Origin of the sequence: Cellulosimicrobium sp. AB352, from assembly GCF_049538415.1 — a bacterium.
Lineage (GTDB): Bacteria > Actinomycetota > Actinomycetes > Actinomycetales > Cellulomonadaceae > Cellulosimicrobium > Cellulosimicrobium funkei.
Map to the genome: position 1 here is coordinate 11,804 of NZ_JBMVFX010000010.1, position 15,514 is coordinate 27,317.

Annotated in this window: 13 protein-coding genes; 10 read left to right on the top strand and 3 right to left on the bottom strand. The window is 76.3% G+C overall.

Features of this window, described 5'->3' with window-relative positions; all coding sequences use genetic code 11:
- Positions 1 to 19: 19 nt before the first annotated feature.
- Positions 20 to 1,903 carry a proline--tRNA ligase gene (locus ACPCUX_RS08995; protein WP_051876593.1) on the top strand — a complete coding sequence of 628 codons (1,884 nt, stop codon included), beginning with the start codon at positions 20 to 22 and terminating at the stop codon, positions 1,901 to 1,903.
- Between the two features lie 168 nt (positions 1,904 to 2,071).
- Here the strand turns inward: ACPCUX_RS08995 and ACPCUX_RS09000 are convergent, their stop codons facing one another.
- Positions 2,072 to 3,193, bottom strand: a complete 1,122-nt coding sequence (locus ACPCUX_RS09000; protein ID WP_423388582.1) for a DUF4439 domain-containing protein — start codon at positions 3,191 to 3,193, stop codon at positions 2,072 to 2,074.
- Between the two features lie 147 nt (positions 3,194 to 3,340).
- Between ACPCUX_RS09000 and rimP the strand changes: the two genes are divergently transcribed.
- The 9 genes from rimP to ACPCUX_RS09045 all read left to right on the top strand — a co-directional run bounded on the left by rimP (position 3,341) and on the right by ACPCUX_RS09045 (position 13,470).
- Positions 3,341 to 3,946, top strand: a complete 606-nt coding sequence (rimP, locus tag ACPCUX_RS09005; RefSeq protein WP_144722811.1) for a ribosome maturation factor RimP — start codon at positions 3,341 to 3,343, stop codon at positions 3,944 to 3,946.
- Between the two features lie 2 nt (positions 3,947 to 3,948).
- A complete protein-coding gene (gene nusA, locus ACPCUX_RS09010) occupies positions 3,949 to 5,010 on the top strand; it encodes a transcription termination factor NusA (RefSeq protein WP_034653111.1) in 1,062 nt (353 codons plus the stop codon).
- Between the two features lie 81 nt (positions 5,011 to 5,091).
- Positions 5,092 to 5,415 carry a YlxR family protein gene (locus tag ACPCUX_RS09015; protein ID WP_228075702.1) on the top strand — a complete coding sequence of 108 codons (324 nt, stop codon included), beginning with the start codon at positions 5,092 to 5,094 and terminating at the stop codon, positions 5,413 to 5,415.
- Positions 5,416 to 5,572: 157 nt separating this feature from the next.
- A complete protein-coding gene (infB, locus tag ACPCUX_RS09020; protein WP_137280305.1) occupies positions 5,573 to 8,422 on the top strand; it encodes a translation initiation factor IF-2 in 2,850 nt (949 codons plus the stop codon).
- Between the two features lie 187 nt (positions 8,423 to 8,609).
- Positions 8,610 to 9,062 carry a 30S ribosome-binding factor RbfA gene (rbfA, locus tag ACPCUX_RS09025; RefSeq protein ID WP_043659091.1) on the top strand — a complete coding sequence of 151 codons (453 nt, stop codon included), beginning with the start codon at positions 8,610 to 8,612 and terminating at the stop codon, positions 9,060 to 9,062.
- Between the two features lie 4 nt (positions 9,063 to 9,066).
- Complete coding sequence (truB, locus tag ACPCUX_RS09030) at positions 9,067 to 10,047, top strand: tRNA pseudouridine(55) synthase TruB (protein ID WP_423388583.1); 981 nt, start codon at positions 9,067 to 9,069, stop codon at positions 10,045 to 10,047.
- A 149-nt stretch (positions 10,048 to 10,196) separates the two neighbouring features.
- Positions 10,197 to 11,231, top strand: coding sequence for a bifunctional riboflavin kinase/FAD synthetase (locus ACPCUX_RS09035; protein ID WP_423388584.1), 1,035 nt, complete (start codon positions 10,197 to 10,199; stop codon positions 11,229 to 11,231).
- Positions 11,232 to 11,233: 2 nt separating this feature from the next.
- A complete protein-coding gene (locus tag ACPCUX_RS09040; protein ID WP_144683069.1) occupies positions 11,234 to 11,926 on the top strand; it encodes an ABC transporter ATP-binding protein in 693 nt (230 codons plus the stop codon).
- Positions 11,927 to 11,928: 2 nt separating this feature from the next.
- Complete coding sequence (locus ACPCUX_RS09045; RefSeq protein ID WP_423388585.1) at positions 11,929 to 13,470, top strand: DUF6297 family protein; 1,542 nt, start codon at positions 11,929 to 11,931, stop codon at positions 13,468 to 13,470.
- Positions 13,471 to 13,494: 24 nt separating this feature from the next.
- On the opposite strand, the gene ACPCUX_RS09050 is transcribed toward ACPCUX_RS09045, so the two are convergent.
- Positions 13,495 to 14,247, bottom strand: a complete 753-nt coding sequence (locus ACPCUX_RS09050) for an ABC transporter ATP-binding protein (protein WP_137280310.1) — start codon at positions 14,245 to 14,247, stop codon at positions 13,495 to 13,497.
- 40 nt (positions 14,248 to 14,287) lie between these two features.
- Positions 14,288 to 15,454 (bottom strand): FtsX-like permease family protein, encoded by a 1,167-nt coding sequence (locus ACPCUX_RS09055; RefSeq protein ID WP_423388586.1) that lies wholly within the window; start codon positions 15,452 to 15,454, stop codon positions 14,288 to 14,290.
- Positions 15,455 to 15,514 lie beyond the last annotated feature (60 nt).

Consider the following 15,514-nt stretch of genomic DNA (forward strand, 5'->3'; position numbering starts at 1 on the left):
CGCCGGTAGGGTGGGGCGCATGTCTTCCGTCACGTCCGGCGCGCCCGCCGCGGCCTCCACCCGCGTCCGGGGCGCCGACCTCCTGCGCCTGTCCACCCTGTTCGTCCGGACGCTGCGCGAGGACCCGGCCGACGCCGAGGTCGCGAGCCACCGGCTCCTCGTGCGGGCGGGCTACATCCGTCGCGCCGCCCCCGGCATCTACACCTGGCTCCCGCTCGGCCTGCGCGTGCTGCGCAAGGTCGAGGACGTGGTCCGCGAGGAGATGGCGGCCGCGGGCGCGCAGGAGGTGCACTTCCCGGCGCTGCTGCCCAAGGAGCCGTACGAGGCGACGGGCCGCTGGACGGAGTACGGGCCGAACATCTTCCGTCTCAAGGACCGCAAGGACGGGGACTACCTCCTCGCGCCCACCCACGAGGAGATGTTCACGCTCCTCGTCAAGGACCTGTACTCGTCGTACAAGGACCTGCCGCTGACGATCTACCAGATCCAGACGAAGTACCGCGACGAGGCGCGTCCGCGCGCGGGCCTCATCCGCGGGCGCGAGTTCGTCATGAAGGACGCGTACTCGTTCGACACGACGGACGAGGGCCTCGAGCGCTCGTACGAGGCGCAGCGCGCGGCCTACCGGCGCATCTTCGACCGGCTCGGGCTCGAGTACGTCATCGTCGCCGCCACGTCCGGCGCCATGGGCGGGTCGCGCTCCGAGGAGTTCCTCACCCCGACGGCGATCGGCGAGGACACGTTCGTGCGCTCGCCCGGGGGCTACGCCGCGAACGTCGAGGCTGTCGTCACGCCGGTGCCCGAGGCGGTCGACTACGCCGACGCCCCGGCCGCGCACGTCGAGGACACGCCCGACACCCCCACCATCGCCTCGCTGGTCGAGCTCGCGAACGCGCGCTACCCCCGCGAGGACCGCGCGTGGACGGCGGCCGACACGCTGAAGAACGTCGTGCTCGCCCTGACGCACCCGGACGGCCGCCGCGAGGTCGTCGTCGTCGGGCTGCCGGGCGACCGCGAGGTCGACCTCAAGCGCGTGGGCGCGGCGTTCGAGCCCGCCGAGGTCGAGCCGGCCACGGACGCCGACTTCGCCGCCCACCCCGAGCTCGTCAAGGGCTACATCGGCCCGCAGGTGCTCGGCCCGAACGCGCGCCGCGAGGCACCCGCGGACGGCGACGCGTCCGACGCGTCGGCGGGGGAGACCCCCGAGCGGCACTCGGTGCGCTACTTGCTCGACCCGCGCGTCGTCGCCGGCACGCGCTGGATCACCGGCGCGAACGCGCCCGGCCGCCACGTGTTCGACCTCGTCGCCGAGCGCGACTTCGCCGCCGACGGCACGGTCGAGGCCGCGGAGGTGCGCGCGGGCGACCTCGCGCCCGACGGCTCGGGCCCGCTCGAGCTCGCGCGCGGCATCGAGATCGGCCACATCTTCGCGCTCGGCCGCAAGTACGCCCAGGCCCTCGGCCTCACGGTGCTCGACGAGAACGGCAAGCAGGTCGTCGTGACGATGGGCTCCTACGGGATCGGCGTCACGCGCGTCCTCGCGGCGCTCGCGGAGGCGAACCACGACGACGCCGGGCTCGCGTGGCCCGCGCACGTCGCGCCCGCGCAGGTGCACGTCGTCGCCACGGGCAAGGACGCGAGCGTGTTCGAGGAGGCCGAGCGCCTCGCGACCGAGCTCGCCGGCCGGGGCGTCGAGGTGATCTACGACGACCGGCCCAAGGTCTCGCCCGGCGTGAAGTTCAAGGACGCCGAGCTCCTCGGCGTGCCGCTCCTGCTCGTCGTGGGCCGCGGCCTGGCCGACGGCGTCGTCGAGGTCCGCCCGCGCGCGGGCGAGGCGGCGCAGGTCGCCGTCGAGGACGCCGTCGAGCACGTCGCGGGCCGGGTCGCCGAGCTCCTCGGCTGACCGTCCGCGCAGCCTCGGGGCGCCCCGGTCCGGACCTCCGGGCCGGGGCGCTCTGCTGCGCTCACGGCCGTGCGGTGTGGCGCTCCGGTGCGCGCTGCGCGGGGTCGTCGGTGCACCAGGGCGCCCGCGGGAGCCGGCGTCGCGCCCGTGCGTGCGAGCCGGGCGCGCTCAGCCTGCCGTCTGCTCCGGCAGGCCCGGGAACGCGACGGGCGCCTCGCCCCACGCGACGGCGCTCGCCCACGCGTCCGCGAGGAGCGCGACGGCCTCGGTCCGGGACGTCGGGGCCGCCGCGGCGACGAGGCTCGCGTACGTCTGCGCGAGCCCCGACTCGACCTGGCGCGCGAGCGCGGCCGTGTCCGTGCCGTCGGGCAGCGCGTAGGCGACGCGACGCGGGTCCTGCGGCGTCCCGTCGGTGCCCGCGGCGAGGGCCCAGCCTTGCGCGCGGGCGCGGTGCTGTGCGGCGCGCGCGACCGCGGCGGTGCGCACGTCGCCCTCCGACTGCGCGGCGCGCACCTCGTAGCCGTACCCGGCCGCGTCCTCCGCCTCGACGAGCGTCGCGAGGTCCGCGGCGCCGACCCCGCCGGGCGCCTCGTCGACGGGCGGAGGCTCGGCGAGGCCCGCCGCGGCCGTCGAGCCCGTGGCCGCGGCGAGCCGCTGCGCCGAGACCTGCTCCGAGGCGGCGACCGACGCGAGGAGCCGCGCGAGCCGGGCGTCCGGCGAGGCGTCCGCCGCCGCGCCCGTGCGCTCGGCCGCGCCCACGAGCGCGGTGACGACGTCGTCCGTCGTCGCGGTGCCGGGGGCGGGCGTGCCCGCCGCGTCCGTGCTCGTCCCCGTGGTCCCGGGGTCGGACGTCGTCCCGTCCGCGCCCGGGGCGGCGGTACCGGTCCCCGGGGCGTCGGTTCCGGCCTCGCCCGCGACGTCGTCCTCGGGCTCCGTGGGGTCCTCGAGGCCGGAGTCGTAGACCCCGCCGAGCGCGTCGACGTGCTCCTCGGCGAACGCGGCGGCCTCGCCGAGCACCGCGAGCGCGGCCGGGTCGGTCACGCGGGGCGTGACGTCCGCCACCAGCGCGGCGACCGTGAGCGCGTCGTCGACCGCCCCGGAGCGGAGCACCTCGACCGTGTCGGGGGAGGGCTCCGTGGGCGGCGGCGTGTCCAGCCGGACGCCGCACCCGGCCGCCAGGACGCCCGTCGCGAGCACCGTGACGACCGCGAGCAGACGGCCGGCACGGGCCGCGGGACGGGTCCGCCGGGCTCGGGGGGCGGCGTCGGCCGCGGTCGCGTGGGGAGTCATCGGGGGCGATGATGTCACGTCCGGGGCCCGCGAGTCGTTAGGCTGGTCCCCGTTCCGACGTCCCGCGAGCGGGGCTCGGAGCACCCGAGACAACAACACACCGGTCGTCTGGCGTACCCGGCGTGGGACACGGACAGGAGCTGAGTCATGGCAGGGCAGGCGGGCGGTCAGTCCGGCAGAGGGTCCGGAGGCGACGCGGCGGCGCACGCGCTCCGGGAGAGCGTCCGCGAGGCGGTCGAGCCCGCGGTCCGCGACGCCGGGCTCCACCTCGAGGACGTCACGGTGTCGCGCGCGGGTGCCCGTTCGGTGGTGCGCGTCGTGCTGGACCTCCCCGACGACGTCGAGGGCAGCCTCGACCTGGACGCGGTGGCCGAGGCCACGCGCCCGATCTCCGCGGCGCTGGACACGGTGGACCCGCTCCACGGCGCGTACACGCTCGAGGTCTCGACGCCGGGCACGGACCGTCCGCTCACCGAGCCGCGCCACTTCCGGCGCGCCCGCGGCCGTCTCGTGCGGCTCGTCCTGGCCGACGGCGGCACGCTCGAGGGCCGGCTGCGCTCCGGTTCGGCGGTCGAGACCGAGCTGGTCCTCGACGTCCCCCGCGCGCGCGGCGCGGTGACGGAGCGCGTGGTGCCGCTCGCCGACGTCGTGCGCGGCGAGGTGCAGGTCGAGCTCAAGCGCGCCCTCGAGGCGGACCTGCCCGAGCTCGACGGCTCCGCCGACGAGACGACCGACCACGACGAGGAGGCCTGACGATGGACGTGGACATGAGCGCGCTGCGCCTGCTGGAGCGCGAGCGGGACATCAGCCTCGACGTGCTCGTCGCGGCGATCGAGCAGGCCCTGCTCTCGGCGTACCACCGCACCCCCGACGCGTACACCCGTGCGCGCGTCGAGCTCGACCGCAAGACCGGCCACGTGACGGTGTGGGCGCGCGAGGAGCTGCCGGCTCCCGCGACCGACGACGAGGACGCCCCGCGCGGCCCCGTCGAGTACGGCCCCGAGTTCGACCACACGCCCGCCGACTTCGGGCGCATCGCGACCTCGACCGCACGTCAGGTCATCGTCCAGCGCCTGCGCGACGCGGAGGACGACCAGATCCTCGGCACGTTCCGCGGCAAGGAGGGCGAGGTCCTCGCGGGCGTCATCCAGCAGGGCCGCGACCCGCGCGTCGTGCTCGTGGACGTGGGCGGCACGGAGGCCGTGCTCCCGCCGCACGAGCAGGTCCCCACGGAGGAGTACGTGCACGGCGAGCGCCTGCGCGCCTACGTGCTCGAGGTCGCCCGGGGAATGAAGGGCGCGCAGATCACGTTGAGCCGCACGCACCCGAACCTCGTCCGCAAGCTCTTCGAGCTCGAGGTCCCCGAGGTCGCCGACGGCTCGGTGGAGATCACGGCCATCGCGCGCGAGGCGGGGCACCGCACCAAGGTCGCCGTCCGTTCGCGCGTCCCGGGGCTCGGCGCCAAGGGCGCGTGCATCGGGCCCATGGGCTCGCGCGTGCGCGCGGTCATGGCGGAGCTCCACGGCGAGAAGATCGACATCGTCGACCACAGCGACGACCCGGCCCAGTTCGTGGCCAACGCGCTGTCCCCGGCGCGTGTGTCGTCGGTCACGGTGGTCGACGAGGTGGCGCGCGCCGCGCGCGTCGTCGTCCCGGACTTCCAGCTCTCCCTCGCGATCGGCAAGGAGGGGCAGAACGCCCGCCTGGCCGCGAAGCTCACGGGGTGGCGCATCGACATCCGTTCGGACGAGGGCGGCGCCCCGGCCGAGGGGTCGGACGGTGCCGCTCCCGCAGGTCCTCGCGCTGCCGACCGGTAGCCGCGGGGCGTGGGACGGTCACGGATGACGGACCGGCGCGGTAGACTGTCATCGACCGGGCCGCGAGCCCGCACCTCGACCATGCCCCCGGACTCCACGACCCGCCCCGTTCCCACGGGATCGGGTCCGGTCCGCACGTGCGTCGGGTGCAGGCAGCGCGACCTGCGGTCAGCTCTTCTCCGTCTGGTCCTCGACCGGTCCGGCGCGGGCACCGACGAGCCACGGCTCGTGGTGGACGCCGGGCGGTCGCTGCCGGGTCGCGGTGCGTGGCTCCACGCGTCGACCCGGTGCCTCGAGACGGCGGAACGCCGGCGGGCCGTCCCGCGGGCCCTGCGTGTCGCCGGGCCCCTCGACCTCGCCGCGGTCCGCGCCGCGATCGAGGCCCGTCCGGGAGAGCACCTCTGAGCCATGCGTCACGGCCCCGTCCGTACGGGGCCGCCAGCACGACACGTCGACAAGGAAGCGGGTTAGAAGCCGATGGGCACCCGATGAGTACCCAGCGATGAGCACCCAGCACTAACGACGGTCCTCCCTGTCCGGGGCGGGCCGAGACAGGAGAGTTGTGGCAAAGGTCCGCGTCTACGAGCTCGCGAAGGAGCTCGGGGTGGAAAGCAAGACCATCATGACCAAGCTGACGGAGCTCGGTGAGTTCGTCCGCTCGGCATCCTCGACCATCGAGCCACCGGTGGTCCGCAAGCTGCGCGACGCCTTCCCCGCCGGGGGCGGCGGCGCGAGCAAGCCCGCGGCACCCGCCGCGCGTCCGGCCGCGCCGAAGCCGGCTCCGAAGCCGGAGGTCAAGGCCGAGCCGGCCGCGCCGGCTCCGCAGGCCCCGCAGGCCGCGGCCCCCGCCGAGCCGGCCGCGCCGGCCCCGAAGGCTCCGGCACCCGCGGCGCCGGCCCCGAAGGCTCCGGCACCTCAGGCTCCCGCGGCGCAGCGTCCGACGCCCGCGCCCGCGCAGAAGCCCACCGCCTCGCCCAAGCCGGGCGGCGGCACGAACGCGCCCGCCCCGCGCCCCGGTGGCTCGGGCGGACGTCCCGGCGCACCGCGTCCGGGGAACAACCCGTTCGCGACCAGCCAGGGCATGCCCCGGCAGGGCGGCCCGCGCCCGGGCGCCCCGCGCCCGGGGAACAACCCGTTCGCCCCGAGCCAGGGCATGCCCCGGCCCGGGTCGCGCCCCGAGCGCACCGAGGGTGCGGCGGCGGCGTCCGGCGAGCGCTCGGGCGGTCCTCGCCCGGGCGGCCCGCGTCCGGCGCCGCGTCCCGGCGGCCCGCGCCCCAACCCGGGCATGATGCCCGGCCGCACCTCGATCGGCCGTCCCGGTGAGCGTCCTGCTCCCGGTGGTCGTCCCGGTGGCGGTGGCGGCGGTCGTGGCGGCGGCTTCGGCGGTCGTCCCGGTGGTGGCGGCGCTCCCGGCGGTGGCGGCGGCTTCGCCGGCCGTCCCGGTGGCGGTGGCCGCGGTGGCGCCGGTCGTGGCTCGACGCAGGGCGCCTTCGGGCGCGCCGGCGGTCGTCCGGTCCGTGGGCGGAAGTCGAAGCGCGCGAAGCGCCAGGAGTTCGAGCAGATGCAGGCGCCGTCGCTCGGCGGCGTGCAGGTTCCCCGCGGGAACGGCTCGACCGTCGTGCGGCTGCGTCACGGCTCGTCGCTCAACGACTTCGCCGACAAGATCGACGCGAACCCCGCGAGCCTCGTGACCGTGCTGTTCCACCTCGGTGAGATGGCCACGGCGACGCAGTCGCTCGACGAGGACACGTTCGGTGCCCTCGCGTCCGAGCTCGGCTACGTCATCGAGATGGTCTCGGCCGAGGAGGAGGACCGCGAGCTGCTCGGGTCGTTCGACATCGACCTGGACGCGGAGCTCGAGGCCGAGGGCGACGACGAGCTCGCCGCCCGCCCGCCGGTCGTCACCGTCATGGGTCACGTCGACCACGGAAAGACCAAGCTCCTCGACGCCATCCGCCAGACGGACGTCGTCGCGGGCGAGGCCGGCGGCATCACCCAGCACATCGGTGCGTACCAGGTGCGCCACGAGCACGAGGGCGTCGACCGCGCCATCACCTTCATCGACACCCCGGGTCACGAGGCGTTCACCGCCATGCGTGCCCGTGGTGCCCAGGTGACGGACATCGCGATCCTCGTCGTGGCCGCGGACGACGGCGTGATGCCGCAGACCATCGAGGCGCTCAACCACGCCCAGGCGGCGAACGTGCCGATCGTGGTCGCGGTGAACAAGGTGGACAAGGAGTCGGCGAACCCGGCCAAGATCCGCCAGCAGCTCACCGAGTACAACCTGGTGGCCGAGGAGTACGGCGGCGACACAATGTTCGTCGACGTGTCCGCGAAGCAGAACATGGGCATCGACGACCTCCTCGAGGCCGTCCTGCTCACGGCCGACGCCTCGCTCGACCTGCGCGCGAACCCCGACAAGGACGCGCGCGGCGTCGCCATCGAGGCGAACCTGGACAAGGGCCGCGGCGCCGTCGCGACCGTCCTCGTCCAGTCCGGCACGCTGCACGTCGGTGACGCGATCGTCGCCGGCACGGCCCACGGCCGTGTCCGGGCGATGTTCGACGAGCACGGCAACGCCGTGACCGAGGCGGGCCCCGCCCGTCCGGTCCTCGTGCTGGGTCTCGCGTCCGTGCCGAGCGCGGGCGACACGTTCCTCGTGGCGCCCGACGAGCGCACGGCCCGCCAGATCGCCGAGAAGCGCGAGGCTGCCGAGCGCGCCGCCCTCCTGGCCAAGCGCCGCAAGCGCATCAGCCTCGAGGACTTCACGCAGGCTCTCCAGCAGGGCAAGGTCGAGACCCTCAACCTCGTCCTCAAGGGCGACGTGTCCGGTGCCGTCGAGGCCCTCGAGGACGCGCTGCTCAAGATCGACGTGGGCGACGAGGTCGAGCTGCGCGTCATCCACCGCGGTGTCGGTGCGATCACGCAGAACGACGTCAACCTCGCGACGGTCGACAACGCGATCATCATCGGCTTCAACGTGAAGTACGGCGAGCGCGTCGAGGACCTGGCCGAGCGCGAGGGCGTCGACGTCCGCTTCTACTCGATCATCTACCAGGCGATCGAGGACGTGGAGGCCGCGCTCAAGGGCATGCTCAAGCCGGAGTACGAGGAGGCCCAGCTGGGCACGGCGGAGATCCGCGAGATCTTCCGCTCCTCCAAGTTCGGCAACATCGCCGGCTCGATCGTCCGGTCGGGCGAGATCCGCCGCAACGCCAAGGCGCGCGTCCTGCGCGACGGCAAGGTCGTGGGGGACAACCTCACGGTCGAGTCGCTCAAGCGGTTCAAGGACGACGCCACCGAGGTCCGCGAGGGCTTCGAGTGCGGTATCGGTCTGGGCTCGTTCAACGACCTCCAGGTCGGCGACACCATCGAGACGTTCGAGATGCGCGAGAAGCCGCGCTCCTGACGCTCGTCACGCCCGGGGGCGGTCACGGTCATCGTGGCCGCCCCCGGGCGTTCGTCACCCCGCGGTCGTCATCACCCGCAGTCGTCAGTCAGCACCCCACCGCGGTCACCCACCCGGCCGGTGGGCGCCGTTCGACGTACGGTCGTCGGGACCGTCGCCGGAAGGCTCGGCACGAAAGGAAGAAGACATGGTCGACCACCCCCGGGCGAGGAAGCTCGCCGACCGCATCAAGGAGATCGTCGCGCAGATGCTCGACACGCGGATCAAGGACCCGCGCCTCGGGTTCGTCACGGTCACGGACGTCCGTGTCACCGGTGACCTGCAGAACGCCTCGGTGTTCTACACCGTCTACGGGACGGACGAGGAGCGGGCCGGGACGGCCGCCGCGCTGGAGAGCGCGAAGGGCCTCATCCGGTCGGAGGTCGGCAAGCAGACCGGCATCCGCCTCACGCCGGCGATCGAGTTCCACCTCGACGCGGTGCCCGAGACGGCGGCGCACCTCGACGCCGCGCTCGTCGAGGCCCGCCGGCGCGACGCCGAGCTCGCCGCCCTGCGCGAGGGCAAGCCCTTCGCCGGGGACGCCGACCCGTACCGCACGTCGGAGGACGCGGACGCCGTCGCCGACGACGACCGGGCCTGACCGCGTGGGCGCACGCCCGTCCGCGACCGACCGTCGGGAGCGACGCCCCGTCGCTCCCGACGGTCTCGTCGTCGTCGACAAGCCCGCCGGCTGGACGAGCCACGACGTCGTCGGCCGTGGCCGACGCCTCGCCGGCACGCGCAAGGTCGGCCACGCGGGCACGCTCGACCCCATGGCCACGGGCGTGCTCGTGCTCGGCGTCGGGCGCGCGACGAAGCTGCTGACGTACGTCGTCGGCGCCGACAAGGACTACGACGCGACGATCCGCCTCGGTGCGGCGACCACGACCGACGACGCGGAGGGCGAGGTGCTCTTGCGGGCGGACGCGTCCGCCGTCGTGCGGGCCGACCTCGACGCGGGGATCGCCGGCCTCACCGGCGAGATCCTCCAGGTGCCGAGCACGGTGAGCGCGATCAAGGTCGACGGGCAGCGCGCGTACGCGCGCGCCCGCGCGGGCGAGGAGGTCGCGCTGGCGGCGCGGCCCGTCGTCGTCTCGCGCTTCGACGTGCTCGCGGTGCGGCCCGTGGCGCCGGGGGAGCAGGGCGTCCCCGACGACGCGCCGCCCGCGCTCGACGTCGACGTCACCGTGACCGTGTCGTCGGGGACGTACGTGCGCGCGCTCGCGCGCGACCTCGGGTCGGCGCTCGGCGTCGGCGGCCACCTCACGGCGCTGCGGCGCACGCGGGTGGGCGGGTACGGGCTCGACGTCGCCTCGACTCTCGAGGAGCTCGAGGCCCGGGCGGACCGCGACGGCGTGCTCGCGACCCTGCCGCTCGCGCAGGCGGCCCGTGCGACGTTCCCCGTGCGCGAGCTGACCCCGGAGCAGGCGACCGCGCTGTCGTACGGGCAGTGGGTCGACGCGAGCGGGACGCCCGGCACGACGGCGGCGATGTCCCCGACGGGCGAGCTCGTGGCGCTCGTGGAGGACACCCGCCGCGGCGGCAAGGACCTCGCCCGGCCGGTCCTCGTGCTCGCCCCCGCCTGACGCGTCCGGTTCGGCGTCGTGCCCGGGGCGTGGCAGTCTTGTCCAGCGCGGTCCCGGTGCCTCCCCGTCCGGTCCGCCGCCCCCCGTCGGCACGGGCGGCCGCCCCGGGCGGCACCCGCGGCCTTCCTGCTCACCTGAGGAGTTCTCGCGTGCACCTGTGGACGGACCTGAGCCAGGTTCCCCCGGGTTTCGGCCCGTCGGTCGTGACGATCGGCAACTTCGACGGCGTCCACCGCGGGCACGCCCAGGTGCTCGGGCGCATCGTCGACCTGGCGCGCGAGCGCGACGCGCGCGCCGTGGCCGTGACGTTCCACCCGCACCCGTCGGCCGTGCACCGCCCCCAGAGCGCGCCCGAGCTCATCACGGGCATCGCGGACCGGGTCGAGCTGCTCGCCGCGACGGGCCTGGACGCGGTCCTGCTCGTGGAGTACACGCTCGAGTTCGCGCGGCAGACGCCGGAGGAGTTCGTGCGCACCTACCTCGTCGACGGCCTGCACGCGGACGCGGTCGTCGTCGGGCACGACGTCCGCTTCGGCCGCGACAACGCGGGCACCATGGAGACGATGGTCGCGCTCGGCGCGCGGTACGGCTTCGACGTGGTCGCGATCGACGACGTCGGCCAGCACCAGGGCGTGCCGGTCACCGACGAGGAGACGCCGGGCGACTCGCAGGTGCGCTGGTCCTCGACGGGCGTGCGCGCGCTGCTCGCGGCGGGCGACGTGCGCGAGGCGGCCCGCATCCTCGGCCGGTCCCACCGCGTGCGCGGCACCGTCGTGCACGGCGACGCGCGGGGGCGCGAGCTCGGTTTCCCGACGGCCAACCTCGGCTCGATCAGCGGCATGGTCCCCGCCGACGGCGTCTACGCGGGCTGGCTCGAGCGACCGCAGCTCGCGGGCGCCGATCCCCGCCACGCGGACGTGCGCCTGCCGGCGGCGATCTCGATCGGCACCAACCCGACGTTCGACGGCGTCGAGCGCCGGGTCGAGGCGTACGTCCTGGACCGCGCGGACCTCGACCTGTACGACGAGGACGTGGTCCTGGAGCTGGTCGCGCGGCTGCGTCCGACGCTGCGCTTCGACGGCATCGAGCCGCTCGTGGCGCAGATGCACGACGACGTCGCGCGCGCCCGGGAGATCCTCGCCGCCCCGGGCGGGGAGCCGGCCGCGACGACGCCGGGCGCCTGACCGTGGCCGCCCCGGCACCCGTGCTCGAGGCGCGCGCGCTGCGCGTCGGCTACGCGGACGTCGCGGTGTGCGCGCCCGTCGACCTCGCCGTGGCGCCGGGCGAGCTGGTCGTGGTGATCGGCGCCAACGGGAGCGGCAAGTCGACGCTCCTGCGCACGCTGCTCGGTCTCCAGGCGCCGCTCGGCGGTGCGGTGCGCGCGTTCGGGCGCGACGTGGACGAGCGCGAGCGCGACTTCCGGGCGCGCGTCGCGGGCGTGCTCGACGACGACGCGTTCTTCCCGGCGCTCACGGTCCGCGAGCACCTCGTCCTGGTCGCGCGGGGGCACGGCGTGCCGGGTGCCGGGGCCGTCGTGGACGAGCTGCTCGACCGGTTCGGGATCGCGGAGCAGGGTCGGTCGCTCCCGTCGGCGCTCTCCTCCGGCCAGCGCCGACGCTTCCTGCTCGCCTCGGGCTTCGTGCGGCCCCGTGAGCTGCTCGTCCTCGACGAGCCCGAGCAGCGGCTCGACCCGGGGATGCGGGAGCGCCTCGCGGCGCTGCTCGTCGAGGACGCGCGCAGCGGCGTGGCCGTGGTCCTCGCCACCCACGACCCCGAGCTCGTCGAGCGCACGGGCGCGCGCGGCCTGCTCGTCGGCGACGACCGGTGCGTCCCGCTCGCCCCGGCCGACGTCCACGCGGCGCTCCTGGCGGTGCGCTGACCGTGCCGCACGGAGCGAGCGCGCTGCGCTCCGACCCGGACGAGCTGCTGACGGGCCGCGAGCTGCGCCGTCTCACCGCCCGTGCCGCGGCCGCACGGGCCGACGCCGGGCCGGGCGAGATCGTCGTCGACGTCGCCTACGCCGTGGTGTCCGTCGCGCTCGCGACGGGCTGGGTCGTCGGGCTCGCCTCGATGCTGCGCTCGACGCTCGCGACCGCCGCGCCGGCGGGCGGGCCGCCCGTGCTGGGACCGGGGGCCGTCCAGGCGCTCGGGACGACGGCGCTGCTCGCGTTCATGACGGGCACCGCCGTGCGCCTGGGCCCGGTCGGCGCCGGCGGGGGCGGGGTGCGGTGGTGGGTGCCGACGCCCGCGGACCGGCGGGGGCTCGTGTCGCCGTCGTTCGCGCGCGCCGTCGTGCTCGGGGCCGGGCTCGGCGCGCTGGGGAGCGCCGTCGTCGCGGTCGCGGCCGGTCTGGACGCGGTGCCCGCGCTGCGGGCCGGTGCGACCGGCGGCGCCCTCGGCCTGCTCCTCGTCGCGGTCGCGGGACTCGCCCAGCCGTCGGCCCGGGCTGCCGGGCTGCTCGCGCGGGCGAGCGACGTCGCGGTCGCGGCCGTGCCGGTCGCGGGTCTCGCGCTCGTCGTCGCCGGGCGCCCCGGTCTCCCGCCGCTCGGTGCGCCGCTCGTCGTCGTGCTCGGTCTGCTCGCCGTCGCGGCGCTGCTCGTGCTGCGGTGGTGGCGCGGGCTGGAGTCCCTCGGCGCGACGGTGCTGCGCGCGCAGAGCGCGGTCGCGGACCAGGTGGGCGGCGCCGTGCTGTCCTTCGACACGCGCGACCTCGGCCGGGCCCTGCGCCGGGCCGGCGCCGCCCGGGTCCGGGTCCGCCGACCGCACCGGTTCGCCGCGGTGCGCGGTCCCGTCGGCGCGGTGGTCGCGGCCGACCTCGTGCTGCTGGGTCGCAGCCCGTCGGCGCTCGCCCAGCTCGTCGGTCTCGCCGCCCTCACGGTCGTCGCGCAGCAGGTGCCCGGCCTGGGCTCGGGCTTCGGTCTCTTCGCCCTGCTCGTCGCGGCGGGCCTTGGCGCGGCGGTGCTCGGCGCGGAGGGGGCGCGCACGGCCGAGATGGCCCCGGTCGTCGACGCGCTCGTGCCGCTCCGGGCGCGCTGGACGCGGCTCGCGCGCGGCGTCGTCCCGACGCTCACGGCGACGGTCTGCCTCGTCGCGGGCACGGCCCCGCTCGCGCTCGGGACGGGGGACGCGCGCTGGCTCGGGGTCGCGGTGCTCGCGGCGGTCGTCCAGGGCGCCGCCGCCGTGCGCAGCGCGTACCGCGAGCCGCCGGACTGGGGCGGGCCGCTGCTCGCGACGCCCTCGGGCGGCCTGCCGACGGGCGCCGCGGCCGTGCTGCGCAAGGGGCCCGACGTCGCGGTGCTCGGCGCGGTCCCGCTCGGGGTCGCCCTGCTCGTCGGTACGCCCGGGTGGGGCGTCGTGGTGGCCCAGGCGCTGGCCGCCGTCGTGGCGGTCGCGGTCGCGACCCACGTGCGCGCGGCCCGCTGACCCGACGGCGGCCCGAGCGCGTCCTCAGGCCGCCGCGGGCGCCGGGACGAGGCGGCCGTCCGCGAGGTGGACCCGCGCGTCGACCGGGTCGAGCGTCGCCTCGTCGTGCGAGACGAGCAGCGTCGCCGCGTCGAGCTCGCGCGCGAGCCGCACGACCAGCTCCACCACCTGCACGCCCCGCTCGTGGTCGAGCGCCGACGTCGGCTCGTCCACGAGCAGCACCTCGGGGTCGTTCATGAGCGCGCGGGCGATCGCGACGCGCTGGCGCTGCCCGCCCGAGAGGTGCTCGGGCCGGCGGTCCGCGCGGTCGGCGACCCCGACGGCGTCGAGCAGCGCGAGGGCGTGCGCACGGCGCGACGCGGGGGAGCGGCCCCGGAGGTGGCTCATGAGCTCGAGCTGCTCGAGCACGGTGAGCGACGCGACGAGCTGCGGCTGCTGGAACACGAGCCCGATGCGCTCGCGGCGCAGCGCCGCCGCCCGGTCGGCCGCACGCCGCGCGCGCCGCCGGCCGCGCCGTCCGGCCGCGTCCCCGCGCTCGGGGTCGAGGTCGGCGTCGAGCGGTGCGCTGACGACGTCGGGACCCACCCGCACGACGCCCGCCGTCGGCGGCGTGAGCGTCGCCGCGACGGCGAGCAGGCTGGACTTGCCGGCACCGGACGGGCCGAGCAGCGCCGTCGTGGTGCCCGAGGGCACGGTGAGGGAGACGTCGTCGACGGCGACGAGGACGCCGTCGCCGTCGGGGTAGGTGAGACGGACACGGTCGAGGACGAGGTCCACGGGGAGCTCCTGAGGGTCGGTACGGACGAGAGGGAGAAGGTCAGCGGGCCGCGAGCGCCGCGTGCGGGTCGACGCGCGCGACCCGCGTCACGGCGAGGACCGCGCCGAGGCCGCCGAGCACGACGAGCACGACGGCGGGCACGAGGGTCGTCGAGAGGTCGACGACGACCGGCATGACCTGGGACGCGAGCAGTCCCGCGCCGGCCGCGAGGGCCGTGCCGACGCCGACGCCCACGCCCAGCACGACGCCGGCCTGGCCGATCGCGTCGCGCAGCAGGTAGCGCGTCGAGGCGCCGAGCGCGCGCAGCACCGCGACGTCGCCCGCGCGCTGGATGGTCCAGACGGTGAAGAACGCACCGACGACGAGCGCGGAGATCGCGAGGAGGAAGACCTGCATGAGGGTCAGGGAGAGGTTCTCGGCGGTGAACGACGAGATGGCCGAGCGCGCCTCGCGCGGCGTCGCGGTCACGGTGCTGACGCGGGCGTCCGTGGCGGCGAGCACGTCCGCGGTCGGGGGGTCGTCGCCGAACCGCAGGGTGACGACGGTGGCCACCTGCCCGGCTGCCGCGTCGTCGGTCGAGGCGCTGTCGGCAGGCGTGCCGTCGGACGTGGTGCCGACGGGCGAGGCGCCGCCCCGGGCGCCGACGGCCTGCCAGTCGTCGAGGGCCACCCAGACGACCGGCGTGTGCGCGTAGTCCGCCTCGCCGTCCGCGACGGCGGAGACCGTCAGGTCGAGCGGCCCGGCGTCCACCGGGTCGCCCACGCCGGCGCCGAGCGCGTCGGCGGCGCCGCGGGAGAGCACGACGGCGCCGGGGGAGACGTCGGCGCCGCCGTCGTCGGTGCCGGGCACGAGACCCGAACCGGGCCGCACCCCGAACGTGGTGACGGCGGCCGTCGCGTCGCCGGACGCGCGCACGGTCGCGACGCCGAGCGGCTCCGCGGCGTCGACACCGGGGACGGCGGCCCAGGCGTCCGTCTGCGCGGCGGTCACCTCGGACTCCGTGAAGGTGGGGGACGCGCCCTCGGCCGGGGGCGCGAAGGCGACGCGGTCGACCGGCAGGTCGGTCACCGCGGAGGTGCTCGCGCGGCCGAGGCCTGCGGTGAGCGCCGCGAGGAAGGCGACGAGGAACGTGATGAGCGCGACGACGACCGTCATGAGCGCGAAGCGACCGCGCGCGTGGCGCAGGTCGCGCAGGGCGAGGAACACGGGGAGACCTCCGGGGTCCGAGGGGCAGTGAGAGACAGGGAGCGGGGGCGGGGACGTGGT